Genomic DNA, 15,871 nt, shown 5'->3' with positions numbered 1-15,871 from the left:
AGCATGCAAAGCGACTGACGCACCGCCATCGTGAGCAAGCTCCCTCCCACAAACCTTGCTTTTGTAATCTTCATTCCTTGTACTGGATTTTCAACATGAGTTCTGTTGCTGTGTTCAGCAAAGCCTCGCCGTTCGATGCACTGCAGCGCTGGCTACCCAAACTGGTGCTGGCGCCAAGCATGTTCATCGTGTTGGTGGGCTTCTACGGCTACATTTTGTGGACGTTTGTACTCTCGTTCACCAATTCGACTTTTCTTCCCACTTACAAGTGGGCCGGGCTGGCGCAATACGAACGTCTGTTCGACAACGACCGCTGGTGGGTGGCGAGCAAGAACCTGGCCGTCTTTGGCGGCATGTTCATCGGTATTACCTTGGTGATAGGTGTGCTGTTGGCGGTGTTCCTCGACCAGCGCATTCGTCGCGAGGGCTTCATTCGTACCATTTACCTTTACCCGATGGCGCTCTCGATGATCGTCACCGGTACGGCCTGGAAATGGCTGCTAAACCCGGGCATGGGCCTGGACAAATTACTGCGGGACTGGGGCTGGGAAGGCTTCCGTCTTGACTGGCTGATCGACCCTGATCGCGTCGTTTACTGCCTGGTGATCGCTGCTGTTTGGCAAGCCTCCGGCTTCATCATGGCGATGTTTCTGGCGGGCTTGCGCGGGGTCGATCAATCGATCATTCGTGCTGCGCAAATCGACGGCGCGAGCATGCCGAAAATTTATTGGAAGGTCGTGCTTCCAAGCCTGCGCCCGGTCTTTTTCAGTGCCGTGATGATCCTGGCGCACATCGCCATCAAGAGCTTCGATCTGGTCGCTGCGATGACGGCAGGCGGGCCGGGTTATTCCTCAGACCTGCCAGCGATGTTCATGTACTCGTTCACCTTCAGCCGCGGTCAAATGGGTATGGGTTCGGCCAGTGCAATCCTGATGCTCGGGGCGATTCTCGCCATCATCGTGCCGTACCTGTATTCCGAGCTGAGGGCCAAGCGCAATGACTAATCTCGTTGGCAAACCTGCCTTGAGCCTGAGCCGGATCGCGATTTATGCGGTGCTGATCCTGGCATGTCTGCTGTATCTGGTGCCCTTGGTGGTCATGTTGCTCACCAGCTTCAAGACACCGGAAGACATCGGCACTGGCAACCTGTTGAGCTGGCCAACCGTGGTCACCGGGATAGGCTGGGTTAAAGCCTGGGCAACGGTAGACGGCTATTTCTGGAACTCGATCAAAATCACTGTCCCGGCCGTACTGATCTCCACCGCTATCGGTGCGTTGAATGGCTATGTGCTGTCGATGTGGCGATTCCGGGGCTCGCAGTTGTTTTTCGGTCTGCTGCTGTTCGGATGCTTTCTGCCGTTTCAGACTGTGCTGCTGCCCGCGTCTTTCACCCTCGGAAAAATGGGCTTGGCGAGCACCACTACCGGTCTGGTGTTCGTGCATGTGGTTTACGGGCTGGCGTTCACGACGCTGTTCTTTCGCAATTACTACGTGAGCATTCCTGACGCGCTGGTGAAAGCCGCGCGCCTTGATGGCGCCGGTTTTTTCACTATATTTCGACGGATCATTCTGCCGATGTCGACGCCGATCATCATGGTGTGTCTGATCTGGCAGTTCACCCAGATCTGGAACGACTTCCTGTTCGGTGTGGTGTTCTCCAGCGGCGATTCCCAGCCTATTACCGTGGCGTTGAATAACCTGGTCAACACCAGCACAGGCGCCAAGGAATACAACGTTGATATGGCTGCCGCGATGATCGCTGGTCTGCCGACCCTGCTGGTTTACATCGTCGCAGGCAAGTATTTCGTGCGCGGCCTCACGGCTGGCGCAGTCAAGGGGTAATCATGGCAACGCTCGAACTTCGCAACGTAAACAAGACTTATGGCCCCGGCCTGCCGGACACCCTGAAGAACATCGAACTGCAGATCAACGACGGTGAATTTCTGATTCTGGTCGGTCCATCGGGCTGCGGTAAATCGACCCTCATGAATTGCATCGCCGGGCTGGAAAACATCACTGGCGGCGAGATTGTGATCGACAATCAGGACGTCAGCGGCATGAGCCCCAAGGATCGGGACATCGCCATGGTGTTCCAGTCCTACGCCTTGTACCCGACCATGAGCGTGCGCGAGAACATCGAATTCGGTTTGAAGATTCGCAAGATGAGTCAGGCCGCTATCGACGAAGAAGTGGCGCGAGTCGCCAAGTTGCTGCAGATCGAACACCTGCTCAATCGCAAGCCGGGCCAGTTGTCCGGCGGTCAGCAGCAGCGCGTGGCCATGGGCCGTGCGTTGGCCCGTCGCCCGAAAATCTACCTGTTCGATGAACCGCTTTCCAACCTCGACGCCAAGCTGCGCGTCGAGATGCGCACTGAAATGAAACTGATGCACCAACGCCTGAAAACCACCACCGTTTACGTCACCCATGACCAGATCGAGGCGATGACCCTGGGCGACAAAGTGGCGGTAATGAAGGACGGCATCATTCAACAGTTCGGTACGCCCAAGCAGATTTACAACGATCCAGCTAACCTGTTCGTGGCCAGCTTTATCGGTTCACCTCCGATGAACTTCATACCGTTGCGTCTGCAACGCAAAGATGGCCGTCTGATAGCGCTGCTCGACAGTGGTCAAGCCCGCTGTGAATTGCCGATGAGCATGAACGATGCAGGTCTTGAGGATCGTGAGGTGATTCTGGGCCTTCGCCCTGAACAGATCATGCTAGCGTCCGGCGAAGCGGGTGTTTTGCCGGGTATTCGTGCTGAAGTACAAGTTACAGAGCCCACCGGGCCCGATACGCTGGTGTTCGTTACTCTCAACGGCAGTAAGGTTTGCTGCCGTCTGGCGCCGGATGTGGCGCCACAAGTGGGTGAGTCGTTGAATCTGCAATTCGACCCGAGCAAGGTCCTGTTATTTGACGCACAGACAGGGGAGCGATTGGGTGTATTGGGAAAGTCGCCAGCCGCTGAACGCGTCAGCAATGTCACGCGGCTGAATCGCAACTGATCCGCAACCGACAAAGCAAGAAGCGGGCACATCTGACTGGCCGACCCTGCCGTAAAAATGGCCAGTCAGGCACACGAGGCAAGTGGTTACAACGCGGTTTATAGCTAATAACAATAAAACGAGGATTTAAGGGATGAAGAAGGTACAAGGCAAATCGCTGAAGCAGTTTCAGCTTATCGGTGGACTGTCGGTTCTGAGTGCGTTGACGTTGTCCGGGACCGCTTCTGCAATGGAGCCGTTCCACGCCAGCGAACACCTGACCGGCGACTGGGGTGGTCTGCGCCAAGAGCTTTACGACAAGGGTTTTGATTTCCCTATCGAGTACGTGGGTGAAGCGGGCTCCAATCTCAATGGCGGCTACAACGACGACACGACCGGGCGCTACAGCGATCAGTTCGCGTTTGGCGTTCAGATGGACCTGCAAAAAATTCTCGGCTGGCATGACGCGGAATTCAAACTGGCGATCACCGAGCGTAGCGGCAACAACATTTCCAATGACCGTATCGGCGATCCTCGCGCCGGCACCCTCAGCTCTTCCCAAGAAGTCTGGGGCCGTGGTCAGACCTGGCGTCTGACACAGATGTGGGTCAAGCAAAAGTACTTCGACGGCAAACTGGATATCAAAGCCGGGCGATTCGGCGAAGGCGAAGACTTCAACAGCTTCCCATGCGACTTCCAGAACCTTTCGTTCTGCGGCTCGCAAGTCGGTAACTACGTAAACACCTGGTACAACTGGCCAGTCAGCCAGTGGGCATTGCGCGTGAAGTACAACATCACGCCAGAAGTCTTTGCCCAGATTGGTGTGTACGAGCAGAACCCTTCGTACCTGGAAACCGGCAACAGCTTCAAGTTGAGTGGCAGCGGCGCCAAAGGCACCGTGGTTCCGGTTGAGTTGGTCTGGTCGCCGACAGTCAACGCGTTGCCGGGCGAATACCGCGTCGGTTACTACGTCAGCAGCCCGAATGCCGATGACCTGTACGAAAACGAAAACGGTCAGCCGCAAGCGACTGCCGGTGGTGACTTCAAGTCGCACAAAAACAAACACGGCTGGTGGGTCGTGGCGCAGCAGCAGTTGACCAGCGTAGGTGGCGACACCTCCCGTGGTCTGAGCATCTTCGCCAACGCGACCGTGCATGACAAAGCCACCAACTTCGTCGACAACTACCAGCAGGTCGGTTTTGTCTACAAAGGCCCGTTCAATGCCCGTCCGAAGGATGACATCGGTATCGGTATCGCCCGTATCCACGTCAATGACGATGCTCAGGACAACCGTCGCCTGATCAATGCCACCAACGGCATCGACGACTACGACAACCCAGGCTATCTGCCAATCCAGAAGACTGAGTACAACTCGGAAATCTACTACGGCGTACACGTCACCGATTGGCTGACCGTGCGTCCTAACTTGCAGTACGTGAAGAGCCCGGGCGGTGTGGACGACGTTCAAAACGCACTGGTTGCCGGTATCAAGATTCAGTCGAAGTTCTGATTCAGGCGGACGCTCCTCCGCTTCACAAACGATCAAGGGTCGTGTGTGCTTTACGGGCAGCCTGGCTGCCCGTTTTTTTTGTTGTCGGCTCTGGTGGTTTCAGGGCATTTTTTATTGAAATTATCTGCCGTTGTAGGAGCTGACGAGCCGCCGAAGGCTGCGATTGCGGTGCGTCAGACAAATCGCATCGCAGCCTTCGGCGGCTCGTCAGCTCCTACAGGAGAATGTGGCGCCTCAGGAACACTCCATGGCCATCAACGCATCAGCATCGCTTGAGCACCCTCTGCAGCGCTTCTTCACCGCCACGCGCCCGATGCCAACGTTTCAGTGGGAGCGTTATCAGCAACGGGAGGTGCTGGTGATCGATCACCCGCAATGCCAGGCAGTCTTCAGTCGGCAGGGTGGGCAATTGCTGCATTTTCAGCCTCGTGACCAAAAGCCCTGGCTTTGGTGCGCCGCGCAGTGGCCGCAGTTCGGCGCCATACGCGGCGGCGTGCCGGTGTGCTGGCCGTGGGTGGGTCGCCATCCAAGCGAAAAGGTCTGGCCCGCTCATGGTTGGGCACGACTGCTCGACTGGAAGCTGATCGACAGTACTGAAAGCGAAGCCGGTGTGACCTTGCATTGGCGTCTGAAGCTGTGGGATTGGCAGGCTGACTTGTACGCCGAGCTGGGCCAGAGCATGGCTTTGCGGCTGGAGACTCAGCACGAAGACAGCCAGCCTTGTCAGTTCAGCCACGCGCTGCATGCCTATTGGCGCATCAGTGATGTAGCTGATGTGGCGGTTGACGGCCTGGACGGCGCCCACGGGTACGACGAGCTGAACCGCAGGGTGTGTGAGCAAAAGGGCGAGTTGCGGGTCGCTGGCGGCTGTCAGCGAGTATTCGAGCACGCTGGCGCCCTTGAGCTGCTGGACGAAACATGGCACCGACGTTTGAGCATCGACACCGGCGACAGCGCCAGCACCGTGGTCTGGCATCCGGGCAGCCGGCCACTGCTGGGAGTGGGCGGGGGAGAGGCGAGTGGGTTTGTGCGGGTGGAAGCGGCGTCGGGCGCGGCGGATAGCTTCAGCCTGGCGCCGGGGCAGCAGGCCAAACTAAGCTTGCAGGCGCATTTGGTGCATTAGGACTATCGCTGTAGGAGCCAACTTGTTGGCGAGCCAGACTCTGCGGTGTGTCAGGCAAGCCGGCTCGCGAACAAGTTCGCTCCTACAGAGAGAAGCTCATTCAGTTCAGTTCATCATCCACCGGATACCGGCTGGCATTGAGGCTTTCCTTGATCTTGCGCAGATGCGGCTGGAAATCCACGCCCCGGCGCAATGTCATGCCGGTCGCCAATACGTCTAATACGGTCAACTGAATGATCCGCGAAGTCATTGGCATATAGATGTCTGTGTCTTCGGGCAGGGGAATGTTCAGGCTCAAGGTGCTGGCCCGGGCCAATGGCGAATCCGCCGCAGTCAGGCCCAGTACTGAGGCGCCGTTCTCCCGCGCAATGCGTGCCACTTCCACCAACTCGCGAGTGCGCCCGGTGTAGGAAATAATCACGAACAGCTCGCCCGTGTGCGCCACTGAAGCCAGCATGCGCTGCATCAACACGTCGGCGTGGGCCGTTACAGCCAGATTGAAGCGAAAGAATTTATGCTGCGCATCCAGTGCCACAGGAGCCGAGGCGCCAAGGCCGAAGAAGTGAATCTGCCGCGCCTGAATCAGCAAATCCACGGCCTTGCTCACCAGGTTGGGGTCTATCGCCTGCAACGCGCTGTCGAGTGAAGCAATGGCGCTGCCGAAAATCTTCTGGGTGTAGGCCTCGGGATTGTCATCGGCTTCTACCGCACGACTGACGTAAGCAGCGCCGCTGGCCAGGCTCTGTGCCAGTTGCAGTTTTAGTTCGGGATAGCCGCTGACCTCAAACGATCGGCAGAACCGGTTGACCGTTGGTTCGCTGACTTTGGCGGCTTGTGCCAAGGCCGCGATGCTGAAGCGGGTAGCTTGCTGAGGGTTGAGCAGAATGGCCTCAGCGACCTTGCGCTCGGCTTTGTTCAAGTCTTCCAGGCGGCTCTGGATCTGCTCCAGAAGATTGCGTACGCGGTCCATTCAGAGTCCTTCTTTTAAAGCTGCGACGGGAGATAAACGATGTTTATCTAAAGGGGCCTTTAGCCTGTCGCAAAGGTGGCCTATCGTACTGAGGGCCTGTGTTGATCACCACCGGAAAGTGCTTTATGACGAAATGTTGTGGTTATTACTACATATGGCCTTGAGTAACGCCTTTAAAAAAGGTATTTGTAGCCTAACTTGATAAAAGAACCAACATTATGCTTTCGATTACGGTTGAACCGTGCACTTTTGCCCTGTTTGGCGCCTTGGGTGACCTGGCAGTACGCAAACTGTTTCCAGCGTTATACCAGCTTGATCGAGCAGGACTGCTGCATGCCGACACCCGAATTCTAGCCCTGGCTCGCGAAACCGGGACCCCAGAGGAGCATCTGGCTTATATCGACAAAAGCCTGCGTCGCTTTGTCCCTGAGGCCCAACTGGAAAATGAACACGTTGAGCGTTTTCAGGCCCGCCTGAGTTACCTGCACGTTGACTTTCTCAAGGCCGAAGATTACGTCGCCCTGGCCGAAACGGTAGGCGACGCTGAAACCTTGATCGCCTATTTCGCCACCCCTGCGTCGGTTTATGGCGCCATTTGCGAAAACCTTGCGTCGGTCAATCTGACCGAACGCACCCGCGCGGTACTTGAAAAGCCAATCGGTCATGACCTTGCTTCATCGCGTCGGGTCAACGACGCCGTGGCCCAGTTCCTTCCGGAAAATCGCGTTTACCGGATCGATCACTACCTGGGCAAGGACACCGTTCAAAACCTGATCGCGCTGCGCTTCGCCAACAGCCTGTTTGAAACCCAGTGGAACCAGAACCATATTTCCCACGTTGAGATCACCGTGGCGGAGAAGGTGGGGATTGAGGGCCGTTGGGGGTATTTTGACCAGGCCGGGCAACTGCGCGACATGATTCAGAACCACCTGTTGCAGCTGTTATGCCTGATTGCCATGGACCCTCCCAGCGATCTGTCGGCTGACAGTATTCGGGATGAGAAAGTGAAAGTGCTCAAAGCCCTGGCACCTTTCACGCCGGAGCGTCTGGCGACCCAAGTGGTGCGCGGGCAGTACATCGCCGGTTACAGCGAAGGCAAGCCGGTCCCTGGTTATCTGGAGGAGGAAAACTCCAACACCCAGAGCGACACCGAAACGTTCGTCGCCATTCGTGCCGACATTCGTAACTGGCGTTGGTCAGGCGTGCCGTTCTATCTGCGTACCGGCAAGCGCATGCCGCAAAAGCTGTCGCAGATCGTGATCCATTTCAAAGAGCCGCCGCACTATATCTTCGCGCCGGAGCAGCGGCTGCAAATCAGCAACCGCCTGATCATCCGTCTGCAGCCCGATGAAGGGATTTCCCTGCAGGTGATGACCAAGGATCAGGGCCTGGACAAAGGCATGCAATTGCGTAGCAACCCGCTGCAGCTTAGCTTTTCCGATGCCTACCGCAGTGCCCGGATTCCCGATGCCTACGAGCGGTTGTTGCTGGAAGTGATGCGCGGCAATCAAAACCTGTTTGTCCGCAAGGACGAAATCGAATCTGCGTGGCAATGGTGCGACCAGCTGATTGCTGGCTGGAAGAAAGCGGGCGATGCGCCCAAGCCTTATCCGGCCGGTTCCTGGGGTCCGATGAGCTCCATTGCCCTTATTACGCGTGACGGGAGATCCTGGTATGGCGATATGTGAACTTGAATTTCCGGATGGCCTGAAGGCTGCCGAATTCGATAACCCAACCCTGCTGGCAGAGGCATTGGCCAATCATGTGGCCGACTTGCTGACGACGGCTATCAACAGCAACCCGCACGGCACGGCGACGTTGGTCGTGTCCGGCGGCAAGAGCCCGGTAGCTTTTTTCCAGGCGCTGGCGAAGAAAGATATCGAATGGTCTCGCGTGGCAATCAGCCTGGCTGACGAGCGCTGGGTTCCGACCGAACATGCGGACAGCAACGCAGGCCTGGTCAAGCGCAACCTGTTTCAAGGACCTGCCGCCGAAGCCGGTTTCTTCAGTCTGTACCGCGCGACCACCACGGTGGACGAAGCTGCAGCCGCGGCTGATAGCGCACTTAAAGAAGAAATGCCGTCCATTGACGTGCTGGTACTGGGTATGGGCGATGACGGCCACACGGCATCGCTATTCCCCAATAGCCCGAACCTGGCCGATGCGCTGGATTTAAACAGCGAGCATTTGTGTCTGCCGATGCTGGCGCCATCCACGCCGCATCAGCGTCTTACCATGACCCGCAAACTTCTGGCCTCGGCGAAATCGCCGATTCTGTCGATTTCCGGACAGGCCAAACTGGAAACCCTGCGCACGGCGCTGGCTGGCGATGACATCGCCCAAATGCCGATTCGTGCCTTTCTCAACCCGTCTCTAGAGATTTACTGGTGCCCATAAGCAAAGGATCAGCCGCCATGGAAAATACCCAAGCAAAACAGCCGTTCAATGACATGGCGAGCAAGATTGCCCAGATCGACGCACTGTGCGCGAAAGCGAAGATATTGCCGGTCATCACTATCGCCCGTGAACAGGACGTGCTGCCCTTGGCCGACGCGCTGGCAGCAGGCGGCTTGAATGCCCTGGAGGTCACCCTTCGTTCAGAGTTTGGCCTTAAAGCCATCCGCATCCTGCGCGATCAACGGCCGGAGCTTTGCACCGGTGCTGGCACCATTCTCGACCGTCGCATGCTGGCGGCTGCCGAAGCTGCCGGTTCGCAGTTCATCGTCACTCCCGGCAGCACGCAGGATCTGCTGGAAGCTGCCGTGCAAAGCGACTTGCCGCTGTTGCCTGGCATCAGCAGTGCGTCGGAAATCATGATCGGTTACGCCTTGGGCTATCGTCGCTTCAAGCTGTTCCCGGCAGAAATCAGCGGCGGCGTTGGCGCGATCAAAGCGCTGGGCGGGCCGTTCCCGGAAGTGCGGTTTTGCCCAACCGGCGGCGTCAGCGCGGCCAACCTCAAGAGCTACATGGCGCTGCCCAATGTGATGTGCGTCGGCGGCACCTGGATGATCGACAACGCCTGGGTGAAGAACGGCGACTGGAATCGCATCACCGACGCGACGGCTGAAGCAATCGCGCTGTTTGATTGATTCGCGGCAGAACATGTAACAGCGCGCTCACCCACGAAAACATACTTCGTTGAGGTTCGGGCGCGCTATCGCGATTACAGCTTGGCTTTTTAACGGTGCTCCCTGGTCCGGACACCGTTTTTTTTCGTCTGCAATCTGACCGTTATGCCAATACCCGCAGCGCTTTGACCAGTCGCTCCATGTCTTGGGCCGAGGTGGTGAAACCTGGCGTCACGCGTATGCATGTCCCGCAGGCAGAGCCTTCGCGAGCGACGGTGAACACCCCGTGCTCATCAAGAAGTCGCTGAATCATCACATGCTGATCCGGGTGACGCGTAAATCGGAAAGCAGTGATTCCCGCATAAAGCCTGGGATCATCGGGCGTCAGAATCTCGATACCTTCGATGTCGCGGGCAGGGATGACCCACAAATCACGCAAGTAATTGAGCCGCGCCCCTTTGACGCCCGAACCGCCCACCGCCAGATGTTCTTTAAACACGGTAGGCAAGGTCATCAGCGCGGGGATGTTGGGGGTGCCATACGGGACACGTGATAGCAGTTCATTGAGCGGATAGCGGGCGTCGCCCATGTCCGGATCGATCGATTGCAGACGGTCTTTGGCGACATATATAAAGCCTAGGCTCAATGGGGCGCCGATCCATTTCTGCAGGTTGTAGCCAGCAAATGCAACGCCAAGCTCGCTCACCTTGAATTCCATTTGGCCCAGCGCGTGTGCGCCATCGAGAATCACGTCGATGCCATGTTCTTTTGCCAGCGCAGCAATGGCCTGGACCGGCATCACCAGCCCTGTGCGGTGTGTCACGTGGGTCAGCGCCATCAGCTTCAAGCGTGGATAACTTTCGAAGGCAACACGGTAGCTATCAAGTAATGCCTCGAAGCTTGCAGGGTGTGCGTGCTGAATCTCGATCAGCTCTATGCCTCGGGTTTTCGCCAACCACCGCATGGCGGTTTGCACGCTCATGTAGTCGAGGTCGCTGATTAGCAACTGATCGCCCGGACGCAGCTCGTTGTAATTTCGAATCAGAGACTGCAAGCCTTCCGAGGCGCAGCGGGTGATCGCCACTTCGCTGGTCTCTGCGCCTACTACCTGCGCCAACTGAGCGCGAATGATCTCGCTGTCTACTGCATCGAATTGCTGGCGCACATACACCGAGTTGCTGGCGTTGACGTATGCCAGATTTTGTTCGTAGTTGCGCAACGCCTTGCGCGTCATCCGCCCGAAATAGCCGTATTCCAGATTCACCGGACCCGGTGCAACATCATACTGAGCCGCGACTTCCTGCCAGAACGCTTCATCCTGCGCGCGGGCGGTTGCAGTAGGCAGCGAATCTGCGTGCAGTGCTTCAGACATATCAGTCGTCCCTGTTGGTAAAGCGGATGGTGGTTTTGGCCGGGCGATCGTTCAGCGGCTGGCGAGGACGGGTGCGCAGTGGATCGAGAAGGCTGGACAGTCCGTTATGGTCGATCTCCTGCATCAGCGACAGCAGGCCGCCCAGTTCATTTTTGGGAAAACCTTCGCGTGCGAACCAGTTCAGGTACTGCCCGGGCAAGTCGGCGATGAGGCGACCTTTGTATTTGCCAAAGGGCATTTCACGCGTCACCAAAAGCTTGAGTTTCTCGGGATCCATGGGGCGCCGTTGGTCTATTCAAGTGAACCGAAACGATACGTGCATTCTGCAACGGTGCCAATCGACAGATCATGCAGAAAGCTTGGTCTGTCTGTGTATTGATAAATATAACTAATTGATTTACAAAGAAAAACCTTAGCGCTAAAAGCTGGCACGGCCGCTGCAATACCTACTGCACAGAGCTGAAATAGATCGCTCTTCCAGAATTTATAGTTCGATCAACCTGCCAGGAAGGAAAAGACAAATGTCTGATATCAACAAAGATTCGATCTCCGTACTCAATGACCTGATCGAGACCAGCATCGACGGCGAGAAGGGTTTTCATACCGCCGCTGAAGACGCGAAGAACCCAGAAATCAAAGCGTATCTGCTGTCCCGCTCTGCTGAGTGCAAAACTGCAGTAGCTGAACTGCAGGCAGAAGTCCGCGCACTGGGCGGCGACCCAGAAACATCCTCAAGCGCCGCTGGTGGTGTACACCGTTTGTGGGTAGAGCTGAAGTCCGCTCTGTCCGGCAAAACCGACGAAGCCGTGCTGAACGAAGTCGAGTCCGGTGAAGACCACGCTTTGAAAGCTTACAAAGAAGCGCACCAGAAAGCTGTGGAGAAAAATCTCCCAGTGAACGTAACCAGCCTGATCCAGCGTCAGCTGGCTGGCACCCAAGCCAATCACGATAAAGTGAAGGCTCTGCGTGACACCGTTCGCCGCGCTAGCTAAGTTATAGCTGCTAAAAAAACGCCGACTTGTTCGGCGTTTTTTTTTAATATTTTTTTCAACGTGTTGGTAATTTTTGAACGTCCGTTCTGTGGCCTACGACGGCCATCCTCAAAACTCAACCCGATTACGCCCATTCTTCTTGGCGTCGTACAGCGCTTTGTCGGCTACTACGAGGATATCCGCATGAGTGTCCGTCAAGGCTGGTGTTAGAGATGCCAATCCAATGCTCACTGTTATCGAATACGCGTCATTGGGGAATCTCGGAAGTGCCTGGATCGCTGCGCGGATTTTCTCTGCGATGGCTTTCGCGCCGTCCAGTGTGGTGCCGGGTAGAACCACCGAAAACTCTTCGCCTCCATAACGCGCGGCCAGATCGCCAGGCCGGCGGATGGTGCCTGCGATGGTCTGGGCTACCTGCCGTAATGCTTCATCCCCCCCCTGATGGCCATGACGATCGTTGAATGCTTTGAAGTGGTCGACATCGATCATTAGCAACGATAGCGGTTGGCCGGACCGTGAACCTCGCGACCATTCCTGCTTGAGCACCTGATCGAGTCGGCGTCGATTCGCAAGACCAGTCAGGCTATCTGTCGCTGCAAGCTCTGCCAGATCCTGTTCGGCCCGCTGGCGCAAACGTAACTGTTTGCCCAGCAGATACGACAGCCAAAGGATTCCCAGACAAAGGATGCTGGTCGCTGTTCCGACCAGCCACGCGTTGCGCTTCCACACCGCATATACCTCGTCTCGTGCCTGCGCCACCACCACAATCAGCGGCAAATCCCCCACCCTGGAAAACGTATATATGCGGTCAATGTTGTCCAGGGCTGACAGCGCCGCGAAGCTGCCTGTGCCGTCCTTGAGAATGCGTTGGAAGTTGGGTGCTTTGTTGAAGTCCTGGCCGACGTAATCCTTGCCTTGCGCTTCGGGCTGGCGTGCGAGTACAACGCCGCGAGTGTTGATCAGGGTGATAAAGCTGTTGTGACCTACGTCCAGCGACCTGAACAGCTGATTGAAGTAAGCAAGGCGCATCGCGGCTGTGGCGACGCCGACAAAGCTTCCATCATCGGACGGGATACGCCGGCTGAAGCTGATGCACCAGTCCTTGAAACCCCATCGCGACTGGAACGGTCCGCCGACATTGAGTTCCAGTGAAGGATCGTTGCGATGCTGCTGGAAATGCGGGCGATCGGAGAAGTTGTCGTGGCGTGGGGTAATGGATGTTGAATCCGCGAGAATGTCGCCGTTCTGGTCCAGCAGCAACAAGTCGCCTTTATAAGGCGCGGCAGTGGATCGATCAAACAGGACCAGGTGACGCAGCGTCGGCGAAATGCTGATCAGATCCGGGCGCTTGGATGCCGCAATCATCCCGAGCAGGGAGGTGTCGTATAGCTCGGCGTTACGCTGGACATCGGCATCGATCAACTGCACGACATTGTTGGCCGAACGTACCGCCGCATCACGGGCGTTTCCGTACTCGCGAATGAGTAATGACGTAACGATGGTCAGGATTGCGATGACCGCAAACGCACTGCCAGACATCAGCATTATTTCCGAGCGCGACCACCGGTTCTGATCAGCCTTCGTGTTCTCGATCGATGTCATCAATAAACTATGCCAGTGCACGCTAGACGCCCAATGAATTGGCTTGCAAGGGATGTTGCAGCTCGATAAACAGTGTCAAACGTCAGTCGTTGAGCTGTTTATAACCTTATATTTCGAAGGGGGGAATTAGAAATACTTTGGGCGGCTTGTTCAAGTCCACCGTTTCCCAGATATATGTGGGAAAAAGCGCCAAGATCTGACCGAGCCAAACTAGGCCGGAAGATTGATACCGAAGGTATTGATGCCATCCTTGCTAAGCACGAAGACCGTGCCGCCATGCATCAAAGCGATGGCTTTCACAATCGCCAGTCCAAGACCGTGGTTGGCCCCGCTGTTACTGCGGGAGGCGTCAACCCGATAAAAGCGCTCGAATAGCTTGGGCAGATGCTCGCGTGCGATGGCACTGCCGGGGTTAGCTACACCTATGCTTACATGATCGTCCTGGAGGTGGATATTGACGTTGATCACTTGGCCAGGATCAGTGTGCTGAACGGCATTGTGCAACAGGTTAATCAATGCGCGGCGCAAGTGCGCCTTTTCAATAGGCACGTTGGCATCGCCATGAACCCGGACCTGTACCTGCGCATCCTCAAGGATGAAATCCAGATATTCCAGAGTGGTCGCGACCTCCTCGGCGAGGGACACACGAATCAATTCGGTGGCCTTGCTGCCCTGATCGGCGCTGGCGAGAAACAACATGTCGTTGATGATCGAACGCAGCCTTTCCAGCTCTTCAAGATTCGATTGCAGCACCTCGAAGTAATGCTCGGCTGAGCGGCCACGTGTCAACGCCACTTGCGTCTGACCGATAAGATTGGTGAGCGGGGAGCGCAATTCGTGTGCGACGTCGGCGTTGAAGGATTCAAGCCTCGAATAGGCCTGCTCGACGCGCTCCAGGGTTGAGTTGAAAGAGGTGACGAACTCGTCCAGTTCTGGCGGCAGCGAGCTCATTTGCAAGCGGCCGGATAACCGAGGCGGCGCAAGTTTGCGCGCCTCGGCAGACAGATCGCGCAGCGGTTTCAATCCGATGCGCGCCACCCAATAGCCCAATGCCGAGGCCAGCACGATGCCAATCGCCGCCAGGCTGATCAACGCCATTAGCAATGAGTGTTGGGTGTGCCAGAACGTCTCAGTGTCGATGGAGGTGAGGAAGCGCAAGGGTGGGCGCTGATCCTTGGCCGGAAACTGGCTGACACGCACTTTGAAGGGATAATCATGGCCAGCCAGTTTCAGATCGCGCATCCCCAACGGGCCATTGGCAAAAGCGCGAATGTCAGGGCCGGGATTACCAAACTCATAGGTCGGGTTGTCACTCACCACCCAGAAGCGCAGGCGTTTGTCTTCTTCACTGAGCAGGCGCAGCTTGGCGTTGATCTTCGCCCAGTGCTCCGGATTGCCATAGCGGGTAACCGCCGATTCCAGCACGCTGTAACGCGCATCGACCTCGGCTTCGGGCAGCAAACCCAGGCCTTTGTCGACCTGCATATAAAGGGCTGCGCCGATCAGCAGGAACACCAGCAGTGCCACCAGCGCAAAAAGACCGCTCAGGCGCAATGCGATGGAATTAGTCGACACAGCGGCTCTCCAGCACATAGCCCATGCCACGAATGGTGTGCAGCAGTTTTTGTTCGAACGGCCCGTCGAGCTTGGCCCGCAAGCGTTTGATCGCAACTTCGACAACGTTGGCGTCGCTGTCGAAATTGATGTCCCAGACCATTTCTGCAATTGCTGTTTTGGAGAGAATTTCCCCGTGCCTGCGCGCCAGCACGCTGAGCAGCGAAAACTCTTTTGCAGTGAGGTCCAGACGTGATCCTGCACGGGTGGCTTTGCGACTGATCAGATCGATCCACAAGTCAGCAACGCTGATCTGCACCGGCTCATGACCACCGCTTCGGCGGGTCAACGCTTGCAGCCGGGCCACCAGTTCAAGAAAGGAAAATGGCTTGCCGAGATAGTCATCCGCGCCCTCGCGAAGGCCGCGAATACGGTCGTCAACATTCTCTCTCGCGGTGAGCATGATCACCGGCGTCTGCTTGCGCGCACGCAGCCCCCGCAGGATGCCGTAGCCATCAAGCCCGGGCAGCATGACGTCGAGAATGATCACCGCATAATCGCTTTCCAGCGCTATGTGCAGCCCGCCGATACCTTCACGGGCTACGTCCACCGTGTAACCCTGCTCGGTCAACCCGCGGTGCAGGTAATCGGCGGTTTTCTCTTCGTCTTCGATAATCAGGACACGCATCGGTCCAC

General features: G+C 56.7%; 15 protein-coding genes. 9 read left to right on the top strand and 6 right to left on the bottom strand.

Annotated features, from left to right (window positions below; genetic code table 11):
* Window positions 1-95: 95 nt before the first annotated feature.
* The 5 genes from ACWKV9_RS25730 to ACWKV9_RS25710 all read left to right on the top strand — a co-directional run bounded on the left by ACWKV9_RS25730 (window position 96) and on the right by ACWKV9_RS25710 (window position 5,617).
* Window positions 96-1,004: a carbohydrate ABC transporter permease gene (locus ACWKV9_RS25730; protein WP_483838915.1), complete on the top strand. Its 909-nt coding sequence runs from the start codon at window positions 96-98 to the stop codon at window positions 1,002-1,004.
* Complete coding sequence (locus ACWKV9_RS25725; RefSeq protein ID WP_483838914.1) at window positions 997-1,842, top strand: carbohydrate ABC transporter permease; 846 nt, start codon at window positions 997-999, stop codon at window positions 1,840-1,842. Before ACWKV9_RS25730 ends, ACWKV9_RS25725 begins: the two co-directional genes overlap by 8 nt.
* 2 nt (window positions 1,843-1,844) lie before the next feature.
* Window positions 1,845-3,005, top strand: coding sequence for an ABC transporter ATP-binding protein (locus ACWKV9_RS25720; RefSeq protein ID WP_483838913.1), 1,161 nt, complete (start codon window positions 1,845-1,847; stop codon window positions 3,003-3,005).
* A 133-nt stretch (window positions 3,006-3,138) separates the two neighbouring features.
* Window positions 3,139-4,494 carry a carbohydrate porin gene (locus tag ACWKV9_RS25715; protein WP_483838912.1) on the top strand — a complete coding sequence of 452 codons (1,356 nt, stop codon included), beginning with the start codon at window positions 3,139-3,141 and terminating at the stop codon, window positions 4,492-4,494.
* Window positions 4,495-4,741: 247 nt separating this feature from the next.
* Window positions 4,742-5,617, top strand: a complete 876-nt coding sequence (locus ACWKV9_RS25710; RefSeq protein WP_483838911.1) for a D-hexose-6-phosphate mutarotase — start codon at window positions 4,742-4,744, stop codon at window positions 5,615-5,617.
* Window positions 5,618-5,717: 100 nt separating this feature from the next.
* Here ACWKV9_RS25710 and ACWKV9_RS25705 read toward each other — a convergent pair whose 3' ends face one another.
* The gene (locus ACWKV9_RS25705) at window positions 5,718-6,587 is read right to left on the bottom strand and encodes a MurR/RpiR family transcriptional regulator (RefSeq protein WP_483838910.1); all 870 of its coding nucleotides are present in this window, start codon (window positions 6,585-6,587) and stop codon (window positions 5,718-5,720) included.
* A gap of 218 nt (window positions 6,588-6,805) precedes the next feature.
* On the opposite strand from ACWKV9_RS25705, the gene zwf reads away from it, so the two are divergent.
* The 3 genes from zwf to ACWKV9_RS25690 are packed head-to-tail and all read left to right on the top strand — an operon-like array spanning window position 6,806 to window position 9,676.
* Entirely contained in the window at window positions 6,806-8,275 is a 1,470-nt protein-coding gene (gene zwf / locus ACWKV9_RS25700; protein ID WP_483838909.1) for a glucose-6-phosphate dehydrogenase, read from the top strand.
* Window positions 8,262-8,984: a 6-phosphogluconolactonase gene (gene pgl / locus ACWKV9_RS25695; protein ID WP_483838908.1), complete on the top strand. Its 723-nt coding sequence runs from the start codon at window positions 8,262-8,264 to the stop codon at window positions 8,982-8,984. Before zwf ends, pgl begins: the two co-directional genes overlap by 14 nt.
* Window positions 8,985-9,001: 17 nt before the next feature.
* Window positions 9,002-9,676 carry a bifunctional 4-hydroxy-2-oxoglutarate aldolase/2-dehydro-3-deoxy-phosphogluconate aldolase gene (locus ACWKV9_RS25690; RefSeq protein ID WP_483838907.1) on the top strand — a complete coding sequence of 225 codons (675 nt, stop codon included), beginning with the start codon at window positions 9,002-9,004 and terminating at the stop codon, window positions 9,674-9,676.
* 142 nt (window positions 9,677-9,818) lie between these two features.
* Here the strand turns inward: ACWKV9_RS25690 and ACWKV9_RS25685 are convergent, their stop codons facing one another.
* Window positions 9,819-11,000, bottom strand: a complete 1,182-nt coding sequence (locus ACWKV9_RS25685) for an aminotransferase class V-fold PLP-dependent enzyme (RefSeq protein WP_483838934.1) — start codon at window positions 10,998-11,000, stop codon at window positions 9,819-9,821.
* A gap of 28 nt (window positions 11,001-11,028) precedes the next feature.
* Entirely contained in the window at window positions 11,029-11,304 is a 276-nt protein-coding gene (locus tag ACWKV9_RS25680) for a DUF3820 family protein (protein ID WP_483838906.1), read from the bottom strand.
* Window positions 11,305-11,548: 244 nt separating this feature from the next.
* Between ACWKV9_RS25680 and ACWKV9_RS25675 the strand changes: the two genes are divergently transcribed.
* Window positions 11,549-12,019 carry a ferritin-like domain-containing protein gene (locus ACWKV9_RS25675; protein ID WP_483838905.1) on the top strand — a complete coding sequence of 157 codons (471 nt, stop codon included), beginning with the start codon at window positions 11,549-11,551 and terminating at the stop codon, window positions 12,017-12,019.
* Window positions 12,020-12,127: 108 nt separating this feature from the next.
* On the opposite strand, the gene ACWKV9_RS25670 is transcribed toward ACWKV9_RS25675, so the two are convergent.
* From ACWKV9_RS25670 to ACWKV9_RS25660, 3 genes are all read right to left on the bottom strand, one after another.
* A complete protein-coding gene (locus ACWKV9_RS25670) occupies window positions 12,128-13,564 on the bottom strand; it encodes a sensor domain-containing diguanylate cyclase (protein ID WP_483838904.1) in 1,437 nt (478 codons plus the stop codon).
* Window positions 13,565-13,831: 267 nt separating this feature from the next.
* Window positions 13,832-15,196, bottom strand: a complete 1,365-nt coding sequence (locus ACWKV9_RS25665) for a heavy metal sensor histidine kinase (protein ID WP_483838903.1) — start codon at window positions 15,194-15,196, stop codon at window positions 13,832-13,834.
* Window positions 15,186-15,863, bottom strand: a complete 678-nt coding sequence (locus ACWKV9_RS25660) for a heavy metal response regulator transcription factor (protein WP_483838902.1) — start codon at window positions 15,861-15,863, stop codon at window positions 15,186-15,188. The genes ACWKV9_RS25665 and ACWKV9_RS25660 overlap by 11 nt, the downstream gene beginning before the upstream one ends.
* Window positions 15,864-15,871: the final 8 nt, after the last annotated feature.

The sequence above is a fragment of the Pseudomonas corni genome, from assembly GCF_057128765.1.
Note: the sequence above shows the minus strand (reverse complement) of the source record. Positions and strands in the feature narration are given on the sequence as shown.